Genomic DNA, 26,600 nt, shown 5'->3' with positions numbered 1-26,600 from the left:
TATATAGGACCATTATCTCTTATATTTTGCGAAATATTAATCGTTTAGAATATATTTTTTTGCAAATGTTGAGGAAATGTAATTGTCATAAGACAAGCAGACATCCGTAGCAAAATCTATACCATTTTTTATGATTGTATCCCATTCGTTTTGAGGTAGCTCGTAAAGTTGTTCTCTGGTAATGTTGTTTTTTAATAGTCCGAAAATGATACCGGCATTGAAGCTGTCACCGGCTCCTATTGTACTTATGGGTGTGATATGCGGTACATCATAATGGACATGTTCGCTTTGGGTAAATAGTTCAACTCCTCTTTCTCCTCGGGTATAAATGAAGTTTGGGCAATAAAATTTTATTTTGTCTTTATAGATTTTGTTCCCATCGGTAATATGGAAAAGATTTTCAAAATCTTCATCGGAGCCTTTTACCAAGTCTGCATATTCAAGGTTTTCGAGAACAGCCGGCATGACTTTCATTGCTTCGTGAGCATGTGGTTTTCTGAAGTTAGGATCATAATAGATAATAGCCTTGCGGGTTTGGGCGTATTCGAGAAACTCCGCTATTCTTGAACGCAAAGATGGATTTATCGAATAATATGAACCTAAAATAAGAATGTCATCGGCATCAATTCGTGGCCATACAACATTGAGTCGGCTTTCCGGATACTGATTATAGAACATATATTCAGTCTTGTTATCTTCTTTGAGAAATGCGAGGGAAACAGGAGATTTGCCATCACAGAATATATCTACATATTCAGTTGTTACATTATTCTCGTGCATAAAATTTTGAATCATTTCTCCAACTCTGTCTTGGCCTAATTCTGTGATGAAACAGACCGGAGTATGCAGACGCCCTAAAGATATCATAGCATTAAATACAGAACCTCCGGGCAATGCTTTTGTCGGCTGGTTGTTTTTGAAGATAATGTCAAGTATCGTTTCTCCTATACCAATTACTTTACGCATATTCTTTTATTTATTCTTTATCGAGACTTTGTTGTCGGGATAGTTGTCCCAGATATCCGCCATGGTGGCGCAATGCATATTGCTTACAGTCAAACCCTGTCGCCTCCATTGTACTTACGACAAGAATATCTCCGATGACAGTCATCATGGTTGTGGATGTTGTTGGTGTCAGTTTCAAAGGACATACTTCTTCCGGGCCTCCTGTAAAAAGACATACATTAGCTTTTTGGGCTAACTCGCTGTCTTTATTTCCTGTGATGACGATAAATTGGATATCTGGTCTCAACCGTGTGGCTAATGTTAACAATTCCAGTATTTCTCTAGTCTTTCCAGAATTGGAGATTACGAGCATAATATCATTTTCTTGAAGGACTCCTAAATCTCCGTGTTGAGCTTCACTGGGATGTAAGAATACGGCGGGAATTCCTGTCGAACAGAATGTGGTTGCAATGTTCATGGCGATTTGGCCTGCTTTGCCCATGCCACTCGTCACTAATTTTCCTTTTTTCAAATGTACTTTATCAACGATTAAGGCAACAGCTTTATCGAATTCGTCAGTGATTGGGATATTTAAAATTGCATCAGCTTCTCTTTGCAAAATAGATCGGATATTTTCTTTAGATGACATTGTTCGTTATTGTTTTGATTCTATATTTTCAATAATAGTGATACATTCGCTTATGTTTTTTGCTACTGTATAATTATTAAGATACTTTTCAGAGGCAAAACGCTGCTTGTAAAATATTTCAATTTGATTGAGAAGGTTGTTATAAAACCCGTTTGTATTACAAAATATAACATGTTTTTGATGATATTCCAGTTGAGCAGAGGCAATTACGGTAAATATTTCATCCAGAGTACCGAATCCTCCCGGAAGTGCGATAAAAATATCCGCTAAGTCGATCATCTTTTGTTTCCGTTCGTTCAAATCGTTTACGACAATCTGCTGATCAGGTAGAGAGCTCTTTTTCCCGAGTGTACAGATTTTGTAAGTGATTATTCCGATAATTTTTCCTTCATGTTTTTTGACATGTTGAGCTGTTTCTTCCATTAGTCCAATATTTGCTCCACCGTAAACTAATGTACGACCGGTTTTCCCTATCCAATCTCCTAAGACAGCTGCTTCATCAAAATATTGATGGTTTATTTGATTTCCAGAAGCACAAAAAACGCCGATATTTTTTATCATTAATATTGTTTTTTTGGAGGACGAAGATATATTTTTCTCTTTAAAAAGGAAAATGTATAAAATTATTTATAAAAAATTACAGATGATACATTTGTACCATCTGTAAAGTGTTTATTTTTTTATTCGTGTTTTCGGTGGGTAAGTCTGTTTACTGACTTCAAAGCTTCATTTCTGACTTTTTCCGAGTATTTATTGTCTTGGCTTATTTTTAAAAGTTCTTGAAGAAGTTCGGGTGATTTATATGATAATTCGAACCAGCCAAATACTTCAGCTAATAAAAGTTGATATTCTTCATTATTACAATTTTGGAAAAAATCGATAAGGAATGGTAGTTCTGCATGAATGGGGTTATTCCTGATAGAGCGTATACAGAACAGAACGTCTTTAGGTTTAGAATCCCGATTTGAAAGTACTTGTACATTTTCATCCCATCGTCCAGCTGCATAACGGATGAAGTCTTCGAAGTATGCTTTTTTCTCTGCTTTATTCAAATATATAGAACATTCTGCAAATTGTTTTTCGAACTCGGCAAGTAATGGTTCGGTTTCGAACATTCCCATTGCCGATTTGAGTTGGAATTCAACACGTTTTCCGTTGTTGTTTCTTATCAAAGAACGAATAACTGCTGGAATCAAGCGAGGATCTCCATTCTTGCCTACCAATATACATCCCAAACGTTGTATCAGCTCGTAACTATCTTCAGTTGCCAATTCCAGGCAAGAAACAAAATTGTCATCGTCATAACGAGATAATTCCATCATACATCCTAAACGTACAATATAATTGGGGTTGGTCTTGAATGTACTCAGAAGAAAATCAGAACAATTACCATTTTGAGCAATTTGTTGTATTGCCATTAATTGCATGGCTGGATACTGGCTTTTTAACTGTTTTTTCCAATATCCGATATTTCTTTCGGCCAGTACTTTATTGATATTGATAGATGCGTCATAAGATGAAAATGAATAAGTCGGATCTCCAATAGTATGGGATTCGAGATATGGATTGTATTTCGTCATATTTCCTATACGCATTCCTAATCCTAAAAGTCCAAGATTACGGTCTGTCCATTTATCTTGTAACACATTTACGCTATTGGCAATTGCAACTACGGTATTTCCTGAGTTGAAGATGTATTCTCCTGCTATGTAGCGATCATTGTTAAACGCACCATTGAAACATGCATCTAATAGTACAATTCTTGCATTTGGCTTATATGTATCGAAATCTTCGATATGAAGGTCGAGTTGATAATCTCTGATGGAATCACTGTCGATAGAGGCTTTAGTAAATATGTCATCGAACCAGTCTTTGGGGACGTCATATTCTCTTACATAGTATGCAATAGCAGTATCAGCAGGTGTTTTGCGGTCTACGGCAGAACGGATTTTTGATCGGAAAAATATTTTTGCTGATTCGAGGTTGTCTTTTGCATTACGTGGTACAGGGTATCTATTAAGATACTCTTTACCCGGAGCTCCGTGGTGGTGCAAAATTGCTATGTCCAAATCATTACGTTGTATTTCTGCCATCATGCGATATTTGATAAAATTATCGCGTAAATGGTCTATATGCTGTATGCCATTGCGCTGTTGTTTCAACCAAGGGAAATATTCGTAGTAAGATTCTTTTTCATCAATACGGGCCAATTGAGATTCAGAATTATATCCCTGACCACTAAAATAAAGTAATTGATCAACCTTATTTTGTTCTTCTTTTAATCTGACAACTTTTTGAAGATATGCTTTCAATCTTTCGTATTTTGATGTTGTTGGTGTATCTCCTGGCTTTATTCTTCCAGAGTATATTACTGGTTCCAAACGTTGGGGAGAGTCTGCATTTAGAGAATAATAGAATAAATTTGGTTTCTTTTTGTCTTGCTGAATGAATGTGAATTTGAGATTCAAGTCATCGTAGAATCTGTCAGAAGGGACAGCTGTACGCTCAAAATTTTTAAGATTTTGATTTACTTTAAATGCTGTTGTCATATGCTGCGCATCTCTTATCATGGGGATGGGTATATCACCAATGAATACTGCACCTTCGATAGGATAATTTTTTTGTGTATATAATTGAAGTATACATGCTCTGATGGAATCTGGTATGCCCCATTTGTCTTCGATTATAAAAGTTTTTAGTCCTTGTTTTTCTATAGACTGGGCATACTGTTCCACTTCCGGACGAACTTTTTTATAACTGATAGGATCGATAAAAATAGCAAAGCCTCGATTCTTGGCCGATATGTTCATAAAAGTCAGAACCGATAATATGCATAATAGGATAATACGTGACTTGTTCATTATTTGATTTTTTATAGTTACGGTTTCTAAAAGAGAAATTGTATCCCTCCTTCTATTTGATTATAAGATGTATTTGAGTAATGGATGCTTTTCCCGATATACTGCTGGGTCGAGCCTTGTAAGTAAATACCTATATATGATTGTAGTTTTTGTATGTTCAATGGAATTTTACTTTCGATTTTTCCGTAAATTCCATAATGATTAGCTGTTAAATAATCAAACATAGGGATTGTATATTGTTCGGCTAAAGTTATGCCATCGGAATAAAGAGATGACGATAAATTGAACTTGTAATTTCCGGAAAAAGTTATAGTCAAAAGGCTTTTTTTAATAGAAAAATGTTTTGATATATCTGCGTTGATAGTCAGGTTATTATATTTTTGTAAGTATATGTCAGGATAATTAGTAGTTTTTGATTGTACAAAATTTATTCCTGTATTTACTGTTAAAGTCGGGACGGAATGTCGTAATAAATCGAATCTATACTTTAGAGTTCCTTCTAACCGATCTTCTTTATGTTTAATAGAGCTGTTTACAATCTCCCAATATGTTTGGCCATTGTCGTTAGTTACACTTTTTTGGTCATACCATATTCCGTCGATTTGATGGATGGATGCGGAAATCGTTATGTTGTGCGCACTATTTTCATGTAGAATGGAAAATCTGTCATATATATCGTATTGGGTACGGTTGTATTTCCCTCCGATAAATAGGCGCTGTGTCCCTCCATCTTCAGCTCTTTCAGAATTTTTGTCTATTCCTAAACTCACAATATTGCTTAGAAAAGAATGATTGTCCCACATAAGTTGAAGATTGCCATACCAGCCACTTCCTTTGTAGCGGCGTTGGTATGAAGTTCCATTTTGAAGATAGAAACAGCCAAGGCCATTCATCAGAAAGAAATTGTAATTGGTAGTTCCAACAACATTTGTGTATTTAATTTCTTCATTCAGTAATCGGCCACCTAATGAAACTCCTATATTTAATTTTTCTGATAACTTAAAATCTAAACCCGGAGTAATATTGAAGCGCATACCTTTTGTGTCAGGACGAGGGTCGGTTTGGTCAGCTGAACTACCGACTTCATAGTGAGCTTTGATACCGAACTTCATAAAGGAGAGAGCATCCCAAGAAAATCCACCATTCAATATAAATTTCTCAACATTATACTTACTACGTACCGAATCTGCTAAAATAAACGGATTATCAGAGGCAATATATAGGGTACTGTTCCATCTACGGTCATATTCGATGGTATTTTGGTATCCGATGCCTCCTTCAAAAGCTGTTTTTTTTAATTTCTTAGTACCAGACATATCTATAAATAGAGTTTTTTCTTTAGGAGATTTATCTATGTTGACGAAATCGCCTTTTTTATAGTTATAACCTATTTTGATGTCTGCGGTATGGTTGAGAGGGGAATATGATACAGAAGTGGGATTATCTATTCCATATCGGATGTTTTCTAAATATAGAATATCTTTATATTGCCGTTGCCGGTTATTATCGGCATCTGATGATGCCGATAATGCTACCGGAAACAAAGCAATACCAAATAATGTCAATATTTTATGTTTAAGGAACATATATGGTTTTAATAAACATTGTTTTAATTGTCTACGCTTGTTGGGTGAATACCCGGAGTAGGTACTTGGTCAATTAAAAAGTCATTTTCAGAGTTGTTCGTATCTTGGTAAATGACACGTCCGTCTTTTATTTCATGAACTTTACGTCTGATACTCAGTCCGCAATAGTCTGTTGTATTATGGATAGTACCTGCGTCAATCTCAGGACGTAAACGTTTTACCCGTTTGCTGGCGTTTGTATTTACGATATCTACTCCGTCCAGAACATATTCTTGAGGAATAATTAAATATTTGGTTGCTGCTGTTGAAGCCGGGTTTGTCATTAAGTTTGATTCATCATTAGCAAAAGCGTTTAAGTCTGTACCTTGTGGTAAACGGGCAATGATAATCGCATTTCCTGTATAAGGAACTTGGAAATCTACTAAGACAGAGCCTATTTGTTTGATAATGTTCATATTCGGAACATCCGGATTATCTACATCTTTTTGATTATAATCGCCTACATATATTTCCCAGTCAGCATTTTCTAAATTTACAGGTGATTCAGGGCAACCATTAGGGTCATCTTTATGGTTCATAGCTTTAGTTGCGATAACAACACTTTTACCAGGTTGTAGAGGGTGGTCTGTTCCATTTCCGGGGAAAGCGGTTATATAGCTGGTCAATGCACATATCTTCATTAATTCCCCGTTTTCCATCCAACCTGATGGTAATATTCCTTGAGTCCCTTCTAATACACCAAAAATAACATTGTCAAGATAAACAACTTCGTCTGAATTATTATATAATTCGTAAAATTCATCATTATATGGTGTTTTTCCGTTTTTCTTTACTTTAGAGTAGTATATTTCTTTAAAAATAAGACCACTAAAATTCCCTTTACTTAATGTAACAGTAGCTTCGGTATCTGCATATACAGATACATTAGTCAATCCATTTAAGCTTATATGGCCTGGAAGTTGTCCGGATACGGAAATTTGGTATTCTCCCGAAGGTACTACGACACTGTATTTATCGTTGTCTCCTTTTGTCGCGTCATAAGTCTGCGAAGTTTGAGTATTTGTTACTTTTACAGATGTCTCGCTAAGGTCTGCAGAAGTATAGCCTTCGGGGAACTTCAGGGTTATGCTCAGTGTCGCATTTTTTGCGACTTTTTCATCGTCATCACTACAAGATACTACAGCCAGTATGGCGAGTAATGGTAAAATGTAAAATAAGATTTTTTTCATAACATTTATTTTAGTGAATAATTAAATTTTTATTTTTATTTCTGCTCCGAAGTATAACGGTGTGATTAAGTCTTTATATCCTCCGAAAACTTCTGTTTTATAGGTTTTTGTAAGTTTCAGGAAATTGTTTGCCATGAATGATAATTCCATGAATTTTCCGAATTCTTTAGTTAGTCTGAAATTCAACATAATTGTCGGAGGATACACCTCTTTGTCATAATAATATCTATTGGCAAAAATGGACATCATACGCTCATAGTCGGAATTGTCCCTGAATTCTGGTTGCCAAGAAATGAAGTCCAATTTTTTGTCATAGAAGCCGATAGGGTCAATAAAATATTTAGTGATGTCTTCATTCCCGTTTTTTACAGTTCGCTGATAGAAAACGTCATTTCCATTACTATCTTTATATATTCGTTGGTCGCTTTGGTACCATACCACTTGTGCAGTAGTTGAAAAAACCATTTTCAGAGAGGGTATGTGTGTGATAAATCTGAAATTGGTATTGATTCTTTGGCTTATATTTCCACTACCCGCAGGCATCAAAGCGAGAAATGGATATCGTTTTCCGTTCAGAGTGCCTCCGGCATAAGAATAATAAGCTTGTTCCGAAGTCCTTTTTATATAAAACCATGCTCCATCGACGACGATACTTGTTTTCAATGCTCTGATTTGTCCAAGGTTGAGACTGTATTCTACTCCTTTTTTTATTGTTTTGCCGGAATTGGAAGGAGTACCATAAGTATAAATCATGGTATCTAATTCTGCTCCGGCTGGGAAAGTACCACCAGTTGCATCGGTATAGTAGACAGCTCCATTTCGATATGATGGGGTTGTTCCGGTGGGCACTTTATATTTAGTGTATTCTGAGGTAAGGGGTACACTGTTGAATGAAAATTCATTAGAATGTTTTTCATAAAAGAAAGTAATATTTCCACTTATTTTTTTTATTTTCCCGGCTAGTCCGATTTCAAATTTTTTGCTGGTTGCCGGTTTTAAATTTGCATTTGCTGTGTTTTCAATAGCTAACGTATTCATTACAGCCAGTTGCTTGGCCGGGTCACTACTGTAACTATTGAAGCAAATGTCATCGAAATAAGTAGGATTAGGGTACAGATATAGCATGGTAGGTGCTTTGGATGATATACCAAATCCTCCAACAATACTTAGGTCATTGAATATTTTATTATTCCTTCGATTCAATATTTGATAATCGATATTTATACGAGGTTCTATTGTGGTGATATTTCCTCTCTTGGCTTGATTTTCGTCGACGAACAAAGTCGAAGTTCTTACACCGGCTTGGAGAGTTAATAATGTTGATTTCATTCGCAATACGGCCTTATCTTCTAAGAATATGGATAGATTGTTCATCATCGGAATCGATTTGAACGATCGGGGACGAGTAGCTTGTCCGCTCCCAGTTGATGGAGGCAACCCGTCTTTGTATGTTAATCCGTTTCCTTTATTACCGTTTGTTCTCCATTCTATGCCCAATTTTATATTGGTATAGGTTTCAGAAGAGAATTGGAATATTTTGTTTGCTTTTAATTGCCCGAAAATATCGATTGGTTTACCGTCAAGTGTATATTCACTGTAATATCCACTGGGAAGGAACGGGACGACAAATTCTCCAGATACATATGAAGAGGAGTAGGGCATAACCGATGACCCGGAAAGCATTTTTGAAAAGTCGGATTGATGGCTGTATTGGGCCATGAAACTGTAAGAAAGATTGGATATCCAGCTTTGGTTGAGTCTCCAGTTTCCTTCCGCGTTGAATCGCCAACCTTCGTTATTGTTTTTTATTCTTTCTTCAGAAAGAAGTTGCGGGTCTTGTTTTTCACTATATAAATTACGGAAATAAGATAGCTTTAAGTTCAGACTTAGAGGGTGAGATTGTGACATAAATACATTGGAATATCCTAAGTTCCCTGTAATGCGATCATAACCGGTATATTTTTTGCGAATATCAGAGTATGATTGGGAATAGTCGGCGGCTATGTTTATTGCTCCCCCTTTGTTTTTCAGATTGAATCCTTTCCCTGCATAAAACATTTTTGATGAAGGGTCGACTTTGGCTTTTACTTCAAGAGGTGTCGCTCCTGATTTTGTTTTGATGACTACAACACCGGAAGTGAGATTTCCATATTCTGCAGAGGGAATGCCTCGAATTACTTCAACAGATTCTATATTGTCCGGAGAGATGGAACGTAAGTCGGTACCCCGACCGCTGGTAGTCTGGTCATTCATAGAATTCATTTTTTGCGATGAATTGGCCCCTGAAGTTGCGGTCGAGAATGCTTGCATGTTGGCATCGTTTGATACAGGCGCACCGTCCATGATGATTGCAGTACCCAAAGCATTATTTGCATCACTCGATATTTCTCGTATATTTGCTTGTGCGACAGAATTAATATCCGGATTTTGAGTTACATTTCCAGGTAACAGTTGTAAAAGGTCGACAACGCTTTTGGGCTGTATATGTTGTATCGCTGTTTGCTCTATTTTAGAGGCAGATCCCATTTTTTGTTCTTGAGCTGTTACAACGACTTCTTTTAATCCTAATCCAAGAGGTTTTAGCTTTATGATAAAGTTATCGACATTGCCTTGTACCGTAATTTTACCTTTTTGTTTTTCAAAACCGAGATAAGACACCTCATATTCATAAGTTCCAGCTTTTATTTGAGGTATCGAAAAATTTCCTTTTGTATCAGAAGTAGCCCATAAACTTGTAGATATAGTTATATTGGCCATTTCTAATGGTTCATTGTTTTCAGAGCTAATTATTTTTCCGGATAATTTATATAAAACCGGCTTATTTTCTGCTTTAGGAGATTGGGCAGAAGCTGTTGTTGTAAAGAGGAAATAAGTGAATAGAACTGAAACAACCAAAAAGATGTATTTATAAATTTTATTCAAAGTTGCATCCATTTATTATTATTCTTGTTTTAATATAAATTTTTAAGTGCTCCAAAGATTATATTTTATAAGTATATAATTAAAATAAAAAACTTTCGTATATATTTGTTATATGTGCAATTAAATGAATGTGATTAATTGTTTTTAGTATCTCCTTTGATAGATTAAAGGACAAAAGTAAAACTAAATAATATAAAATCCAATAGTTTTATTATAAATGACTGTTATTTTGCTTCATTTTGTTATAATTTTTTATTAATCTAAAGTTTTATGAATGTATTTTTCTTCTTGTTTTTAAGAAGAGTACAAAGAAAGATAGAAGTTGGGAAATAAACAATCCCATAAAGTTGGTATTTTTTTATTGAACTTATAGTTCTGCTCATTATAAATGATTACTTTTAAGCTTTAATTGGTTTGTAATGTATTATCAATCGCATACTCTTGAGAATGGACTACGTATTGTTCATTTGCCATTATTATCTCCGGTATCCTATTGCGGTTTTGCTGTAAATGCCGGTACACGTGATGAATCAAATCATGAATTTGGTTTGGCTCATTTTGTCGAGCATATGATATTTAAAGGCACGTCTCATCGACGGTCGTTACATATTCTGAATAGAATGGAAAATGTTGGAGGAGAGTTGAATGCTTATACGGCAAAGGAGGAGACTCTCATCTACTCGGTTTTCTTAGAAGAACATTTGGGTAGAGCTATAGAGTTACTTTCAGATTTGGTAATGAATTCTTGCTTCCCTCAATCAGAAATAGAGAAGGAGGTTGAAGTTATACTTGATGAAATTAATTCTTACCGAGACAATCCTTCAGAGTTGATTTATGATGATTTTGAAAATTTATTATTTGAGAATCATCCGCTTGGTCATAATATATTGGGTGATAAAGAAGATTTATTAAATTTCAATTCTTTTTCTGGTCGGAATTTTCTTGACCGATTTTATTGTCCGGAGAATATGGTTTTCTTTTCGATGGGAAGTACGCCTTTTAAAAAAATTATATCTTTGGTCTCTAAAAATTGGAAGTGTGTACCTGGACGAACGAGTTTTAATAGGAGGTTTTCTCCCGATGATTATATACCTTTTTGTCAAAGAAAGCAATTGGATACATTCCAGACGCATGTTCTTATAGGTAACAGAGCTTATACGATATATGATAAACGGCGTACGGCTTTATATTTACTTAATAATATTTTAGGTGGTCCTGGAATGAATAGTCGATTGAACATCTCATTGCGAGAAAGAACTGGGTATGTTTATACTGTAGAATCTTCATTGACATCTTATACAGATACAGGAGTATTTGTAATTTATTTTGGGACAGATCATAAAAATACAGATAAATGTATCCAGTTAATCCAGAAAGAATTGAAAAAATTCAGAGATAAGAGTCTTACTTCAATGCAACTATCAATGGCCAAAAAGCAGCTTATGGGGCAAATTGGTGTAGGTACAGATAATCGGGAAAGCTTGGCTTTGGGATTGGGTAAAACTTTTTTGCATTGCAATCGTTACGATTCGATGGATGAGATTTATCACCGTTTGGAGATGGTTACAACATCGGATATTTTGGCTGTGGCCAATGATATTTTTGATGAAAAGAGTCTCTCTATGCTGATTTATGATTGAGTTCGGTCATCGTTTGCAGTATCTCCGGTATTTGAGTGAAATTTTGTATTTGTTTAAAATATGGGCTCTCTTGGGGGCATTCGGCCGTTTCGTGTATCCATGTTGTATGGCAAGGGATATAAATGCCTCTTCCTCCTAATTGTAGTATAGGTAGAATGTCAGATTTTACAGAATTACCTACCATTATGATTTCGTTTGGACAGCAGTCGATATTTTTTAATAGCTCTTCGTAGTTTCGAGTTGTCTTATCAGGCATTATTTCTATGTGAGAAAAATAAGGTTTTAATCCAGATGCTTCGATTTTTCTTTTTTGGTCTGTAGGGTCGCCTTTGGTTGCCAGAACGAGACGATATGAATATTGTAAAGAATTGAGTACATCTTCGACACCTTCATAGACTTTTACAGGACGTCTTAATTGCTCTTTCCCCAATTCCATTATTCTTGATATGATGTTACTTTTCAGATTCTCTCCACCCAATTGAAGAGCTGTATCTATCATGCTTAACATGAATCCTTTTATGCCGAAACCATAAATAGGCAAAGTTTCTATTTCTGATTTAAGTAATGTTTTTAAGATAACCTCTTTGGATCCGAATTTTTCGAGTAATAGGCAGAATTCTTGTTCTGTTTGTCTAAAAAATATTTCATTTTCCCAAAGTGTATCATCTGCATCGAATAATATAGTGTTTATATATTTTTTCATATTTTATCGTTTTTAATAGAAGCTTACAAAGATAAAACTTTTTTGCAAAATATTTTTATCTTTGCTTATTTCAAGAAATAGGATGAAATCAAAGGAAAAAGTTGTATTGGGGATGAGTGGTGGAACAGATAGTTCTGCAGCAGCCCTTTTCTTGCAACATGAAGGTTATGAAGTGATAGGTGTTACATTTCGTTTTTATGAGCCTGAAGGTGATACAAGCTATCTTGACGATGCTCGGGATACGGCTCATATTCTTGGGATAAAGCATCAAATTTTTGATGTAAGGCGGGAATTCGAAGAGAAAATAATATCTTATTTTATAAATGAATATATGGTTGGCCGTACTCCTGTTCCATGTATTGTTTGTAATAATTCTTTCAAATGGCCACTTTTGGCACGTATTGCAGATGAGAAAGGCATATTTTATATTGCTACGGGGCATTATGTGAGGAACAAATTATATAATAATTCCAATTATATATATACTGGGTTGGATAAAGACAAAGATCAGTCTTTTTTCTTATGGGGATTAGGACCGGATTTGCTGAAGCGAGCACTTTTCCCTTTGGGTAGATTTACTAAAAGTCAGGTTCGGGAGTTCGTACGTCAGCAAGGATTACTAAAGATGGCGGATAAAAAAGATAGTTTGGGTGTTTGTTTTTGTCCTGGAGATTATCGTTCGTTTCTTCGAAACCGTGTACCCAAAAGTAGCTTCAATGTGGGATTTTATGAAGATGTATCGGGCCATGTACTTGGGAAACATGAAGGGTATCCTTTCTATACGATCGGACAGCGTCGAGGCCTTGGCATTAATTTGCAAGTTCCGATGTATGTGCAGGCGATTATTCCGGGAAAAAATAGAATAAGATTGTCTCCATTATCAGGCTTATATTGTAATACGATGTTATTGAAGGCTGTAAATATCGTATCGAGAGAAGATTTCGATAATCAGGAGGTGATATGCCGTATTCGTTATCGTAAACAGTCTGTATCGTGTAGGGTAGAGTGGCTATCAAAGAATCAAGTAAAAGTATTTTTTTGTGTGCCGGAACATTCGATTGCTCCGGGACAAGCTGCTGCTTTTTATAAGGGGGATCGTTTACTTGGAGGAGGAATAATCGAACAAGCATTGTAAAGTGCATTGTGATTCTTGAGAATTTATATTCATTAAAAAAATGATATATGAAAAACACGAAGGATAGTGTTTCTAAAAACTTTGGCAGACAAATTTTCGATGAAAAGGACTTCCAGTCGAAGTGCTATATGGTAACTGGAAATAGTGCAGATATATCGTCTATTTTTGCATCTTTGCAAGAAGAAACGGGAGGTGTTGCTATCGTTTGTTTTGACGGAGATTTATATATAGAGATAGACTCTAGCCCTATACATATGGATAAAGGTACTTTGTGTACATTCTTTTCCGGAAATCGATTTGAATATAAGGGATCTTCTCTGGAATTCATTGGATATATTGCTGTAATAGGCTCTTATTTTATTTCAAATCTTGATACACATATTTCTATTACATATTTTTTGTATAATAAAAATAATCCGGTAATTCCCATTCCTTCGGAAGAGTTAAATACAATACAACAATCATTGCAAATATTTTCTGATAAGATGGAAAGAACTGACCATCCGTATCATAAAGAAATTATGAGGGAGATATTATTGATTGCTATGTATGAAATATGTGCTGTTTATGAGCAACAGGAACATAATATTTCGGGTAAGAAAGAACGTCTTAAAAAAGAGGAACAGTTAAAAGAGTTTCTTCGTTTGGTCGAATTGAATTGTCGGGAAGAAAGAGCTCTTGAATTTTATGCGCAAAAGTTAAGCCTTACTTCTAAATATTTATCATCCAATATTAAATCTTTAACAGGATATAGCGCTGCAGAATGGATACATCATATTTTATTGTTGAGGATAAAATCAGTTTTACGATCTTCTCCCATGTCTATGCAGCAGGTTGCAGATTATTTTCATTTTCCGAATGCTTCTTTTTTTGGCAAGTTTTTTAAAAAATACACAGGAATGACGCCTCGGGAATATAAGTTGAATGCATAATTGGAAGGATGTTTATTTTGTTGACAAAGCTTTTATATAAATTTTTATGAGGGCTTGAATATCTTCTGTAATATTATTTTCTTTTAAGCTATTCCGAAGTGAGTTGAGAATATAGCAACTAAATTCTGCTTTTTGCTTTTCTGTCAGTTGTTTAAAGGTAGAGACTACATCGATATCAAGGATATCCAGGATATTAGGAAAAATGTTGCATTGGTTACAAATTTCTTTTATAAGCCGTTCTGTATAATCATTTCCCGTGTGGCTCCCAGATATTTCGATGAGAGCTTTTATCAGAGCAGATATTTCATCATACGAATATGTGTTCATAAGGCTTGGTTATGATCGGGAAGATGATAATATATGTATTTAGATGTATAATAATCTAAATTCGCTTCAAAGAAGGAACTTTATTATAAAATAATGATTCGATTGTAATTTTTGGAATCTTACGTGTAGAAAAGGGGTATAGAAACTGAGCTTTATCTTATGAAGGCTCTGGCTAAGACCCAACCGGAGATAAAGTCAGTTCTACACCCCCGATTTACTTTTTTATATAAAAATCTTATTTGTCCAAATAGAACAAATGATTTATTTACTGTTAGTAAAAGGGTTGTGCAGAACTTTCTTTATGCTTCTCCAGTTAAAAATACAGCCAGAATTTTCATAAGAAGCACAAATATCTGCTTGTAAAAAGACACTTATTATAAAAGGGTCTCTTTTATCTTGCAAATATACGAACCTTTTCGTTAAGCGGCGGCAGAATTAAAATGAAAATTCTGAAAGTGCCGATATGCAGAAGTTCCCAATAAACGGATTAATAGTATGTCATTAAATGTATATCCATGTTTTATTGATTTTAGATATTATAAACAAATATAACCAAAATATTCGGATTTTTGCTATAATATCCTATATAATTAGTTTGATGAAAGAGAAAATAAACGGATTATTCAGTCTGAAACATATACTTGATAACCCGTTTATGAAAAATTGAGAGATAAATCTTTTATTCGGTCTTTATTTCAGAATTTTTTCCTTTCTTTATTTGTATTATTGCTGTACTCAAAAGTAAAATGAAAATGGCTATAATACATGCATATGCTATGTAAGTCGTAATGGTTATTGATTGAGGTTCAAATCTGAATATAATTTCATGCTCCCCTGCAGGAATATCTAATCCTCTTAAAACATAATTGACCCTTGCCATTTCAGCTTTTTCCCCGTCAATAGTAATATTCCAACCCCAAGGGAAAAAAACTTCAGAGAACACAGCACTGCCACCTTTTGAAGTCTTAGCTTTATAATGTAGTTCATTCGGTTTATATGAGGTTAAGAATATGGTATCTCCTTGAGTATAGGAAGAAATATATTGACCGAAAAGATTTTTATATGACTGGTCAGCTATTGCCGTTGTTCTCTCATTAAATTCGGTCAATGCATCCATTTCTTCATGGGAATTATTTACCCATTTTATATTGGAAACAAACCATGCATTACCCATGGCATTATGATTGGGGATGGCTTGCGGTTGTCCATTATTATCTCCCGGGACAATAAAGTATTTTGCATTCAGCATATTGATTACATGCTGATTATTATTGACTAATTGATATTTTATAAGGTCATCATATCTTCTTAGTTTTGCAGCGTGGTATCCTCCGATAGATTTATGGTGGTAAGAAGTCGATGCATCGTTAAAGGGATCAGAGGTCAGATTATATACCCTGTAATGAGGGTCGGGGTCTGCCAGTATTTGGCGGTCAGCAGCAGTCATTGGGAATGGCTCTTTAATTGTCCGCTCAGGGACGAAGTTTTTAGTGCTAAGGTATCGTTTATTGACGTTATACATGTCTCCTAAAACAATAATACCTATAGCAACAATTAAGGTCGATTTTCCAACTTTTCCTATTGAATAAAGCCATAGGAATCCTATACCCAAGATTATGATAATGAAACTTCGCCAAGCGTCGGAAACAAAAATTGCTTTTCGGGCAATCTCCATATTGGCAAATATTTCGCCATATTCCATATTTTTTGCAAGAAAGTCTTTTTCATATCCGCTTGTAAAATTAAAGAACAGGGATGGGAACAGTGCAAATAATAATGCCATTCCTCCTGTCAGAATAAAAGCAACGATTGTATATGTCCGCTGTTCTAATAATAGTTTTGGCTTTGTGATTAGTTCTTTCAATGCAAGTATTGCTAATAATGGTATACAGAACTCTGCAATGACAAGAATACTTGACACTGTACGGAATTTGTTATACATCGGAAAATAATCTATAAACCACTGTGTTACGGGAAGAAAGTTTTTCCCCCATGATAGGATGATAGACAAAAACGTTACTGCTAATAGTGCCCATTTTAATGACCCTTTAATTATGAAACAGCCTAAAATGAAAAGAAACATAATGAGGGCTCCTGCGTAGACTGGACCTGATGTTCCAGGCTGGTCACCCCAATATTGATTCATTTGAGCGACATATTCACGCATATTGGGTGAAACGTTTTCTAAAGCTTTTTTGTTGTTTCCTATATAGCCCGAGGCTCCACCTTTAGTATCCGGGATAAGCAATGTCCACGTTTCCCCTATACCATAACTCCATTGTGTGATGTATTCCGTAGAAAGACCAGACTTTGCTTCTTTTTCTCCTTCTGCACTTTGCTTTTTTTGTTCCAATCCGGCCTGACCTCTCATGGTTTCTTTAGAGTATTCATATGTATGATACAAATTGGGCAGATTGGCTCCTACGGCTAATAATCCTGCGATTATCAAGGTCCCTGTTGCTTTGAAAAAACGAGAAAGCTGTTTTTGCTTATAAGCATCTACAAAGCAAGCGATGACGATGGCAGCAATTACAAATAGGAAATAATAGGTCATTTGGATGTGGTTCGAAACAATTTGTAGCATAGCAAAGAATGCTGCTAATGCTGCTCCCGCTAAATATTTCCCTCTATAAGCCAATAAAATACCAGCTATTGTCGGGGGGATATAGGCTAGAGTGATGAATTTCCAGATATGACCGGCTGCTATGATTATAAAAAAATAGGATGAAAAGGCATAAGCAATTGCACCTATGAGAGCCAGAGGCCATTTAATATGTAAAGTTATCAATAGAATGAAAAATCCTAACATCATAATGAAAACTAATGATGCTGGAGTTTTTATCCATAGATGATAGGCGTTTGTAATCTGGTTTATCCAAGTATTATTGTCATAACTGGGAGAAATTTGGAAATTAGGCATTCCAGAAAAAATAGAGTTAGTCCATCGAGTTGTTTCTCCGGTTTTTTCTTTAAATGCAATACCTTCTTGACCGATGGCAATGCCTTGTTGCATATCTCCCTGAAATAAGACTTTATTCTCGAAAATATCGGGAGTAAAATATATATATGACAATAAAATCATGAATAGCACTGACCCAATGTAGGGAAGAGCTTTTTTCATCAACTGTTTATTCATAAAGCTTTTATTAAATTAATAGCGATAATGTTCGGGCTTAAATGGTCCGTTTTTAGGAACACCGATATAGGCCGCCTGTTTTTCGCTCAGTTCTGTTAGTTTGACACCGAGTTTACTTAAGTGTAGACGAGCAACTTCTTCATCCAATATCTTAGGTAAACGGTATACCCCGATTTTATAACTATTTTTGAATAATTCAATCTGTGCAAGAGTTTGATTTGTAAATGAATTACTCATAACAAAAGAGGGGTGTCCTGTAGCACAACCTAAGTTTACAAGTCGCCCGTCTGCCAATAAAATGATTGAGTGTCCTTCTGGGAAAAAATACTGATCTACTTGAGGCTTTATGTTTCGGCATTGAATTCCCGGATAATTTTTTAATTTGTCTACTTGAATTTCATTGTCAAAATGACCTATATTGCATACAATTGCATTATCTTTCATTTTTGATAGATGCTCGATACGTATTATATCGCAATTTCCTGTAGTGGTAACATAAATATCACCCTCCGCCAAAGCGTCTTCAACTGTTGTTACTTCATATCCTTCCATTGCAGCTTGTAATGCACAAATCGGATCAATTTCTGTAACTAAGACTCGGGCCCCGTAGGAACGCATTGATTGGGCACATCCTTTACCTACGTCACCGTATCCGCATACAACGATGACTTTTCCGGCAATCATAATATCCGTAGCTCGTTTTATACCGTCTGCTAAAGATTCTCTACATCCGTAGTGGTTATCAAATTTCGATTTAGTTACAGAATCATTTACGTTAAAAGCCGGGAACAATAATTTACCTTCTTCCATCATTTGATATAATCGATGTACTCCAGTTGTCGTTTCTTCAGAGACACCTTTTATTTCGGGAAGTATTTGAGTCCATAATTTGTTGTCGGCATTTAAAGTTGCTTTTAATATTTTTATCAGTGCGATTTCATCTTGGGTTTCCGGTGTGTAATCTAATGTAGAGGAGTCCTTTTCTGCCCGATATCCCATATGTAACATTAAAGTTGCATCTCCTCCGTCATCGACAATTAGATTCGGCCCTTTTCCGTTTGGAAATCGTAATGCCTGGAGTGTACACCACCAATAGTCTTCGAGAGTTTCTCCTTTCCATGCAAAGACCCGAACTCCAGTTGCCGCAATTGCCGCTGCTGCATGATCTTGTGTGGAATATATGTTACAACTAACCCACTGTACTTCTGCTCCTAACTCGACTAAAGTTTCTATTAATACTGCAGTTTGGATAGTCATGTGCAGGGAACCCATGATTCGGGCACCTTTTAACGGTTTATCTTTTTTATATTTTTCTCTGAGGGCCATTAATCCTGGCATTTCTTTCTCTGCTAATTCTATTTCTTTACGTCCGAAATCGGCTAATGTAATATCTGCTACTTTATAAGGCAGTTGTGAAAACAATTCTTCTGTCATGTCGTAATCAATATTTTGTTTGCAAATCTACGAAAAAATGTGAGATGATTTTGGGGTATCTATATAAAAATGAATATCTGTTACTATGTTGAGCTATAATTAGATATGTTTCTTCAATAAGAAGAATGCCGAAGTTGTAAAATAATTCCTGATATAGGGTATGTGTGAAAGTATTGGGGATAGCTTTCTGGGTTTTAAGCCAAATTTGACCTCGTAATGAGGATTTATAAAGTAGAGTGTTTCTTTTTGTATATCGTATCCGGTTTTTTTAGATAGTTTTCTGAAATGTTCGACGGTAATCTGACAAGACTTTATATCAAGGAGCTCTTCTACTTTTTCGGGGATTTCGTTTCCAGCTTTTAACAAAGTTTTGTATATTGGATTGGGCAAAAGATGGATAAACGGAAGATGTGAAATTATTTTGTTTCTGCAAGTTTGCTGGTGCCCCCCAAAAGGCATTTGCCATGCAGGGAATCCGATAAAGATGATACCATTATCTTTCACATAGATTTTTAGTTGTTTTAGTAATCTTTCTTTATCGGCGATATGCTCTATGACGTCATGCATAACGATGATATCGAACAGTTTTCCAAAATCATCTATTTTAAAAATGTCAGATGCTATTAATTGAGCCTTAAGTCCTGCTTCTAAAAAGAAATCTTGAGCTTGTTTTATTCGGTTTATTGAGATGTCTATTCCAGTGACTTTGCATCCGTATTGTGCAAAAGGAAGAAGGTTACCTCCATCACCACATCCGATTTCGAGAATCGAGCATTCTGGGGTTAATTCGAAATGTTGTGTTAAGTATGGGATGTAATATTTTTGGCTGGTTATACTTAGTTCTTCAAAGTATTTTTTTCTGTTTAAATGGCGTTCCTGCATAATGCCGATTTTTAATGAAAATATATGATGTAAAGATATAATATTTATACTGCTTATGCAATGGAATCGGTATCAAATTGTTGGGGTAAATAGAAAAGGGCCCTTCAATGAAGGGCCCTTTTCTGTAAGTCTATTTTCTATTATTATTTGATAGAAGAAATATCATATTTTGCAAATTCAAGGTCAGTTGCAGCTTGTTGTGCCATGTTGCTGTCTAAGCTAACAGCTTTTTTCAAGTTGTCAGTAACAGCTTTTTGATTATTGGTACGAGCTCCGACAACAGCCATCAAATAATATGTAGTTGCATTAGGTTCACTAACGGCAGACAACGTATTTTTAGCTTTATTGTAATCTTTTGTTAAGATTTGTGCCAACGCAGCATTGTTGGTTTTAGAATCACCAAATGCGCGTACAGCTTTGGTGTAATCACCTTTTTGCATGTAGAGAACACCGAGAGCATCGTTCAATTCATTGACGCCTGCTGATTTGCCAAATGCTTGTTCTGCACTGTTGAGTTCATCTTTTGTAAGGTCGATCAAACCTAAGTTCATTTGTACTTCAGGAGAGTTCGGGTTTACTTTTGCAGCTTTCTTGAAATTGTTTTCTGCACCATTAAGATCTCCTTGTTCGAAGTTGACCATACCTAAGTTATTGAATCCACGATAATCGTTCGGGTAGATTTCTGTAGCTTTTTTGTAGATTGCGGCTTTTTCTGACGGATTTTTGGTCAAAGTAGCAGCATAGAGAAGTTCATCTACAGTAAGAGATTTAGGATCTGAAGCAGCCAATTTGCTGATTTCTTCGTCAGATTTACCAATAACATCGATTGCTGCAGAGATTCTGGAATAACGAAGTTTGGGTAAGATTTCTTCAGCCAAGATCTGGAATGTAGAAGACATATTTTTGATTTCTTGTTCTCTTTGTTCTGGATCTTTGTACATAGATAATACACGAAGAATAAGGTCTTTATCCTGAATGTTGGATTTAGATACTAATTCTTGGAAACCTTCCCAATCTTGAGCAGTAAATTCAGCTGTCATGTCAGCTTCTACATTGTTATTCTTCATTTGACCTTTCATGTATTTTACTGTCGCATTTTCACGATTTTCAGCCAAAGTAGTATTTAATTTTACACCTCCATCAGGAGAAGCATAAGACGAAATATTTACGTTTGTGATTTTTTTATTAGGAGCGGCAGCTGCATCTTTCAAGTTTGACTGAAAGTCTTGAACTTCTGCTTTTTTCAGCTCTTCAGAACGAAGGTTAGCTTGTTGTATCAAGAATAAAATGTCAGCTTGATAATTTTCTTTAATGATACGTTGGAACTTATCTGCAGCGAGAGCTGGAGTCAAGGAATTCGGGTCACATATTTCTGCTGTGGAAAGAACACCTTCTGCAACTTTAACGCGAGGCAAGTCATATGATTTTTTGCCTTGAGAAACTTTAAATGCCAGATATAAATCTGATTTTCTCATAGCGGGAATATATTTAAATGAAGTTTTCATTGTAATATTTCCACCCAATTTGTAAGAAATAGTTTGGTCATTTCCAACAACTTTTTCACCTTGATAGGTGTACGGAGTTCCTGCAGTTTCTCCACCTTCATATACCAAATATGGAGTAACGACTACAGTTGCTTTTTTGTTAAAATACTTTTCCGGGAACTGGCCGGTAATAGTCGCTGGAACTTCTCCACCAACAACTTCAAGTGGATTCGGGGTTACAGTAAAGTACTCGGCTTTAAGTCCTCCCATTTTTTTACACCCTACAAAGGCTACCAATACAGCTAACAATAAGGGTAAATAAAGTTTTTTGTTCATAACTAATTGTTTATTTGGTTACACTTATACTTTTATAATTGCAAAAATAGTAAGTTCTCTATATTTCTGTTTTTATTGTCTATAAAATATATTATCATTTGTTTACAACAATACATAAAAAATACCGTTACAAATATAGTTAAAAGTATAATAGGCTTTGATATATTGTCTTAAAATTAAATCATCGAATAGTTTAAAAAAACAAAAATGAAAGAGAAAATCCCCTTGATATGGATATTATATATATATTTTTGTAAATAAATGTTGCTTTTTGAATAAAACCTATCAGCAAATTTTTTATAATCTTTCAATTTGGGTTTTTATTATTATAAATTTATTTGTGGATATTTCTGGGATGATGTGTGAGAATTTCACTTCGTAAAAATTCGTTATCCATGTGGGTATATATTTCGGTGGTAGTAATACTTTCATGTCCTAACATTTGTTGTATTGCTCTTAAATTGGCTCCACCTTCCAATAAGTGTGTTGCGAATGAATGTCGTAAAGTATGAGGACTTATTTTTTTAGAAATACCACATTTTTTGCATTGGTTGCGTATAATATAAAAAATCATTACACGGGTGAGTCGGCCACCTCGACGGTTTAGGAAAAGAATGTCTTCATCTCCTTTTTTTACATCAAGCTTGTTTCGGTCTTGCAAATATAAGTTTATTTCGTGGAGAGCGGTTTGGGAAATTGGGACCAAGCGTTGTTTGTCTCCTTTACCTTCAATAATAATGAATTCTTCTTTGGGATATATTTGTGAGAGTTTTAAATTTATCAATTCAGATACTCGAAGCCCCGATCCGTACATTACTTCAATAATAGCTTTATTGCGTTGTCCTTCGGGTTGAGATAAATCGAAAGATGATGATAGTAAATCAATTTCTTTAACGGTGAGGACTTCGGGCAATTTTAATCCGGTTTTAGGACCTTCAATTAATTCTGTCGGGTTATGTGTTATATAATTTTCAAGTAAAAGAAATTCGTAAAAAGATTTGATTCCCGATATGATACGGGCTTGGGTGCGAGGCTGAACTTTATCTTGTTGCAATTTGTGGATGAATTTGTGCAAATCTATAGATTCAAATATTTCTATTTTTATGTCACAGCTATCTATATAGGAAATCAGCTTTTTCAAATCGTCGAGATAAGCGTGAACAGTATTTGCAGATAACCCTTTTTCTATTTTCAGATAAGAAGTATATTTTTTTATTATTCCTTCTTCGTTAAGTATCATAGTATAGCTGATTATATATTCAATTTTTTTATCTACTTTTGCATCATCTTTGTATAATCGGATATTGGGCTGTTGAAAGTGCTCAAACAGAACAATTGCCATTACAAAGATATAAATAAGGATGATTAATTATGAATATTTTAATTATTAATGGCCCTAACCTAAACTTATTGGGAAAACGAGAAAAGAGCGTTTATGGGGAGAGTTCGTTTGAAGATTATCTTGAATTGTTAAGAAAGCATTATCCGGATCATATTATTCATTATTTCCAGTCGAATATTGAAGGTGAGCTTATAGATCAAATACATAAATATGGTTTTGACATAGATGGTATTATTTTGAATGCAGGAGCTTATACGCATACATCAATTGCCTTGTCCGATGCTATACGTGCAATTCCTGCTCCGGTTGTCGAAGTACATATTTCTAATATTCATAATCGGGAATCGTATCGTCATGTATCAATGATTGCGGCAGCTTGTAAAGGTTCGGTAATAGGTTTTGGCCTTGACTCATATCGTTTGGCTGTTGAAGCTTTGGTAAATAAATTATAATAGAAAGTAACATAATAAATAAGTATATGTCTAAACACACTAAAATTGTTGCTACAGTTTCGGATTTGAGGTGCGATGTAGAATTCGTCAAAGCATTGTTCGATAATGGAATGAATGTAGTACGTATGAATTCTGCGCATTTAAATGCTGACGGGTTCAATAAAATCATTACAAATGTAAGAGCCGTGTCAAATACGATAGCTATTCTGATGGATACTAAAGGCCCTGAGATGCGCACGACTACAATAGAGGATGATGGGAGAGTGAATTTTGTGACTGGGGATCGGGTAAAAATGGTTGGGGATCCGAATATTCCTACTACTAAAGAATGTATAGGTATTTCATATCCCAATTTTGTCCAGGATTTGACGACGCAAAGCCGTATTCTTATCGATGATGGAGAAATTGAGTTTGCTGTCTTGGAAAAGCATCCTGATTACTTATTGTGTGAAGCACAAAATGAAGGGGAGCTGGGGTCAAGAAAGAGTGTTAATGTACCGGGTGTACGAATCAATTTACCATCCTTGACGGAAAAGGATAAACGAAATATTCTTTTCGCTATAGAACACAATATTGATTTTATTGCACATTCTTTTGTACGTAATAAGCAAGATGTTCTTGATATACAAGAAATATTGGATGCCCATAACAGTGAAATAAAAATTATTGCGAAGATAGAGAATCAAGAAGGTGTTGATAATATTGATGAGATTCTTGAGGTCGCTTATGGAGTAATGATTGCTCGTGGAGATTTGGGCATTGAAGTTCCGCAAGAAAAGATACCGGGTATACAGCGTATTTTGATAAAGAAATGCGTTCAGGCTAAAAAACCGGTTATTGTGGCGACTCAGATGTTGCATTCTATGATAAAAAATCCTCGACCGACTCGGGCAGAGGTTACAGATATCGCTAATGCGATATATTATCGTACCGATGCTTTAATGCTCAGTGGGGAAACGGCTTATGGAAAATATCCTGTAGAGGCTATTGCTACTATGTCGAAAGTTGCAGAGGAAGCGGAGAAAACAAAACTTTCCGATAATGATATTCGTGTAGTTACACCTGAATCAGCGATGGATGTTACTTCATTTTTGGCAAAACAAGCAGTAAAATCTTCAGTGAAGTTAGGAACTAAAGCTATCATTACAGATAGTTATACCGGACGCACGGCTCGTTATGTCGCAGCATATAGAGGCAAATATCCAGTTTTGGCCGTATGTTATAAGGAACGGACAATGAGAGAGTTGGCACTCTCCTATGGTGTTTTCCCAATGTATCAGGCTGAGACTAAAACATCGCGTGAATATCTTTATAATGGGCTGAATTTGTTGATTGGGCGGGGATGGCTTACGCGAGATGATTTAATTGCTTATGTAGGAGGAGCTTTCGGAGAAGGCGGAGGTTCTACATTCCTTGAAATAAATCAGGTGGACCGAGTGTTAGATGATTATCATCACTATGTATTGCCTAATTTAGAGGAATCGGATCGTTGATATGGATGATCGTATTGAGGACTATATTCTCAGGCATAGTGACGAAGAAGGGGAGTTATTGAGCCGGCTCAATCGGGAAACCCATGTAAAATTATTAAGACCTCGTATGTTGTCGGGACATTTGCAGGGGCGTATACTTAAGATGCTCTGTCGGATGATAAAGCCGAGGTATGTTCTTGAGTTAGGTACTTTTACAGGATATTCAGCTTTGTGTATGGCAGAAGGGATTGTTCCTGATGGGGAAATTCATACGATTGAGATAGATGATGAAATAGAGGACTTCACACGTTCTTATTTTGAACAGTCAGAATATAAGGAGCGTATTCGTTTCTATATAGGCGATGCCATGCATATTGTCCCGAGTATTGATCGTGTGTTCGACCTGGTTTTTATTGATGCAGATAAGCGGCATTATGTCGAATATTATGATTTGGTATTTGATAAGGTACGTTCGGGAGGTTTTATTTTGGCCGACAATACTTTATGGGACGGTAAGGTTGTTACCGAACCTCAGTCGAGAGATGCACAGACAGTCGGTATACTTCGTTTTAATGAAATGATTGCTGCAGACAATAGGGTCGAAAAAGTTATTCTGCCTTTACGAGATGGGTTAACTCTGATTTGGAAAAAATAAAATAAGATAAAAAATAGGGTAAATTCATAGAAAGTTCGTATATTGAACTTCGTGAAATTTATACCCTTTTTTTATAGATAGGTTTTTGTTCCTGTTTTTAATGGAATATCAAATCTTGAAAAATTTAAAATTGTTATTATGGAAACGACCAGACAAAGTAAAATAAGTCGCTTATTACAGAAAGATTTAAGTGATATATTCTTAAATGAAACCCGGAAGACTCATGGTGTATTGATATCGGTTAGTGTAGTTCGTGTGAGCCCGGATTTAAGTGTGGCAAAAGTGTATCTGAGTATATTCCCTTCAGAAAAAGCACAGGAAATATTAGATTCTATACGATTGAATGCCAGAAATATACGATATGAATTGGCTCAGAGGATAAGGTTCCAGTTACGTAAAACTCCAGAGTTGTCTTTCTTTTTGGATGATTCTCTTGACTATATCGAAAATATTGATATGTTGTTGAAAAAGTAGAGAA

At 35.4% G+C, this 26,600-nt stretch carries 21 protein-coding genes; 7 read left to right on the top strand and 14 right to left on the bottom strand.

Going from position 1 to position 26,600, the window contains the following annotated elements:
- Positions 1-36: 36 nt before the first annotated feature.
- From Cop2CBH44_RS10970 to Cop2CBH44_RS10940, 7 genes are all read right to left on the bottom strand, one after another.
- A complete protein-coding gene (locus tag Cop2CBH44_RS10970) occupies positions 37-966 on the bottom strand; it encodes a carbohydrate kinase family protein (protein WP_021929784.1) in 930 nt (309 codons plus the stop codon).
- Between the two features lie 10 nt (positions 967-976).
- Positions 977-1,594 carry an SIS domain-containing protein gene (locus Cop2CBH44_RS10965; RefSeq protein ID WP_021929785.1) on the bottom strand — a complete coding sequence of 206 codons (618 nt, stop codon included), beginning with the start codon at positions 1,592-1,594 and terminating at the stop codon, positions 977-979.
- Between the two features lie 6 nt (positions 1,595-1,600).
- Positions 1,601-2,155: an LOG family protein gene (locus Cop2CBH44_RS10960; protein WP_021929786.1), complete on the bottom strand. Its 555-nt coding sequence runs from the start codon at positions 2,153-2,155 to the stop codon at positions 1,601-1,603.
- A gap of 119 nt (positions 2,156-2,274) precedes the next feature.
- Positions 2,275-4,455, bottom strand: coding sequence for a hypothetical protein (locus Cop2CBH44_RS10955; protein WP_021929787.1), 2,181 nt, complete (start codon positions 4,453-4,455; stop codon positions 2,275-2,277).
- A 26-nt stretch (positions 4,456-4,481) separates the two neighbouring features.
- Positions 4,482-6,041 (bottom strand): DUF6850 family outer membrane beta-barrel protein, encoded by a 1,560-nt coding sequence (locus Cop2CBH44_RS10950; RefSeq protein WP_200754807.1) that lies wholly within the window; start codon positions 6,039-6,041, stop codon positions 4,482-4,484.
- 23 nt (positions 6,042-6,064) lie between these two features.
- Positions 6,065-7,270 (bottom strand): DUF4876 domain-containing protein, encoded by a 1,206-nt coding sequence (locus Cop2CBH44_RS10945; protein WP_021929789.1) that lies wholly within the window; start codon positions 7,268-7,270, stop codon positions 6,065-6,067.
- A gap of 21 nt (positions 7,271-7,291) precedes the next feature.
- Positions 7,292-10,204 carry a TonB-dependent receptor domain-containing protein gene (locus Cop2CBH44_RS10940; RefSeq protein ID WP_200754806.1) on the bottom strand — a complete coding sequence of 971 codons (2,913 nt, stop codon included), beginning with the start codon at positions 10,202-10,204 and terminating at the stop codon, positions 7,292-7,294.
- Positions 10,205-10,611: 407 nt separating this feature from the next.
- Between Cop2CBH44_RS10940 and Cop2CBH44_RS10935 the strand changes: the two genes are divergently transcribed.
- Positions 10,612-11,832 carry a M16 family metallopeptidase gene (locus Cop2CBH44_RS10935; RefSeq protein ID WP_021929791.1) on the top strand — a complete coding sequence of 407 codons (1,221 nt, stop codon included), beginning with the start codon at positions 10,612-10,614 and terminating at the stop codon, positions 11,830-11,832.
- Here the strand turns inward: Cop2CBH44_RS10935 and Cop2CBH44_RS10930 are convergent.
- Complete coding sequence (locus Cop2CBH44_RS10930) at positions 11,813-12,535, bottom strand: HAD family hydrolase (protein WP_021929792.1); 723 nt, start codon at positions 12,533-12,535, stop codon at positions 11,813-11,815. The two genes, Cop2CBH44_RS10935 and Cop2CBH44_RS10930, sit on opposite strands and share 20 nt — an antisense overlap.
- An 82-nt stretch (positions 12,536-12,617) precedes the next feature.
- On the opposite strand from Cop2CBH44_RS10930, the gene mnmA reads away from it, so the two are divergent.
- On the top strand, positions 12,618-13,670 hold the full coding sequence (mnmA, locus tag Cop2CBH44_RS10925; RefSeq protein WP_200754805.1) for a tRNA 2-thiouridine(34) synthase MnmA: 1,053 nt from the start codon (positions 12,618-12,620) through the stop codon (positions 13,668-13,670).
- 47 nt (positions 13,671-13,717) lie between these two features.
- The gene (locus Cop2CBH44_RS10920; RefSeq protein ID WP_021929793.1) at positions 13,718-14,602 is read left to right on the top strand and encodes a helix-turn-helix domain-containing protein; all 885 of its coding nucleotides are present in this window, start codon (positions 13,718-13,720) and stop codon (positions 14,600-14,602) included.
- A 12-nt stretch (positions 14,603-14,614) separates the two neighbouring features.
- Here Cop2CBH44_RS10920 and Cop2CBH44_RS10915 read toward each other — a convergent pair whose 3' ends face one another.
- The 6 genes from Cop2CBH44_RS10915 to xerD all read right to left on the bottom strand — a co-directional run bounded on the left by Cop2CBH44_RS10915 (position 14,615) and on the right by xerD (position 23,441).
- Positions 14,615-14,929, bottom strand: a complete 315-nt coding sequence (locus Cop2CBH44_RS10915; protein WP_021929794.1) for a hypothetical protein — start codon at positions 14,927-14,929, stop codon at positions 14,615-14,617.
- A 679-nt stretch (positions 14,930-15,608) separates the two neighbouring features.
- Complete coding sequence (locus tag Cop2CBH44_RS10910) at positions 15,609-18,065, bottom strand: hypothetical protein (protein WP_420838957.1); 2,457 nt, start codon at positions 18,063-18,065, stop codon at positions 15,609-15,611.
- 15 nt (positions 18,066-18,080) lie between these two features.
- Entirely contained in the window at positions 18,081-19,499 is a 1,419-nt protein-coding gene (gene ahcY, locus Cop2CBH44_RS10905) for an adenosylhomocysteinase (RefSeq protein WP_200754804.1), read from the bottom strand.
- Between the two features lie 99 nt (positions 19,500-19,598).
- Complete coding sequence (locus Cop2CBH44_RS10900; protein WP_200754803.1) at positions 19,599-20,381, bottom strand: class I SAM-dependent methyltransferase; 783 nt, start codon at positions 20,379-20,381, stop codon at positions 19,599-19,601.
- 143 nt (positions 20,382-20,524) lie between these two features.
- On the bottom strand, positions 20,525-22,201 hold the full coding sequence (locus Cop2CBH44_RS10895; RefSeq protein WP_021929799.1) for a tetratricopeptide repeat protein: 1,677 nt from the start codon (positions 22,199-22,201) through the stop codon (positions 20,525-20,527).
- A 334-nt stretch (positions 22,202-22,535) separates the two neighbouring features.
- Positions 22,536-23,441 (bottom strand): site-specific tyrosine recombinase XerD, encoded by a 906-nt coding sequence (xerD, locus tag Cop2CBH44_RS10890; RefSeq protein ID WP_021929800.1) that lies wholly within the window; start codon positions 23,439-23,441, stop codon positions 22,536-22,538.
- A 131-nt stretch (positions 23,442-23,572) separates the two neighbouring features.
- Between xerD and aroQ the strand changes: the two genes are divergently transcribed.
- The 4 genes from aroQ (at position 23,573) to rbfA (ending at position 26,596) form a co-directional block, all read left to right on the top strand.
- Positions 23,573-23,995, top strand: a complete 423-nt coding sequence (aroQ, locus tag Cop2CBH44_RS10885) for a type II 3-dehydroquinate dehydratase (protein ID WP_021929801.1) — start codon at positions 23,573-23,575, stop codon at positions 23,993-23,995.
- Positions 23,996-24,021: 26 nt separating this feature from the next.
- Complete coding sequence (gene pyk, locus Cop2CBH44_RS10880) at positions 24,022-25,488, top strand: pyruvate kinase (protein WP_044226756.1); 1,467 nt, start codon at positions 24,022-24,024, stop codon at positions 25,486-25,488.
- A gap of 1 nt (position 25,489) precedes the next feature.
- Positions 25,490-26,122 carry an O-methyltransferase gene (locus Cop2CBH44_RS10875; protein ID WP_021929803.1) on the top strand — a complete coding sequence of 211 codons (633 nt, stop codon included), beginning with the start codon at positions 25,490-25,492 and terminating at the stop codon, positions 26,120-26,122.
- Positions 26,123-26,260: 138 nt separating this feature from the next.
- Positions 26,261-26,596 carry a 30S ribosome-binding factor RbfA gene (gene rbfA, locus Cop2CBH44_RS10870; RefSeq protein ID WP_021929804.1) on the top strand — a complete coding sequence of 112 codons (336 nt, stop codon included), beginning with the start codon at positions 26,261-26,263 and terminating at the stop codon, positions 26,594-26,596.
- Positions 26,597-26,600 lie beyond the last annotated feature (4 nt).

It is taken from the genome of Coprobacter secundus subsp. similis, assembly GCF_015097275.1.
GTDB classification, from domain to species: Bacteria; Bacteroidota; Bacteroidia; order Bacteroidales; family Coprobacteraceae; genus Coprobacter; species Coprobacter secundus.
The sequence above is the reverse complement of the archived record's forward strand: the minus strand, read 5'-3'. Positions and strand labels throughout refer to the sequence as shown.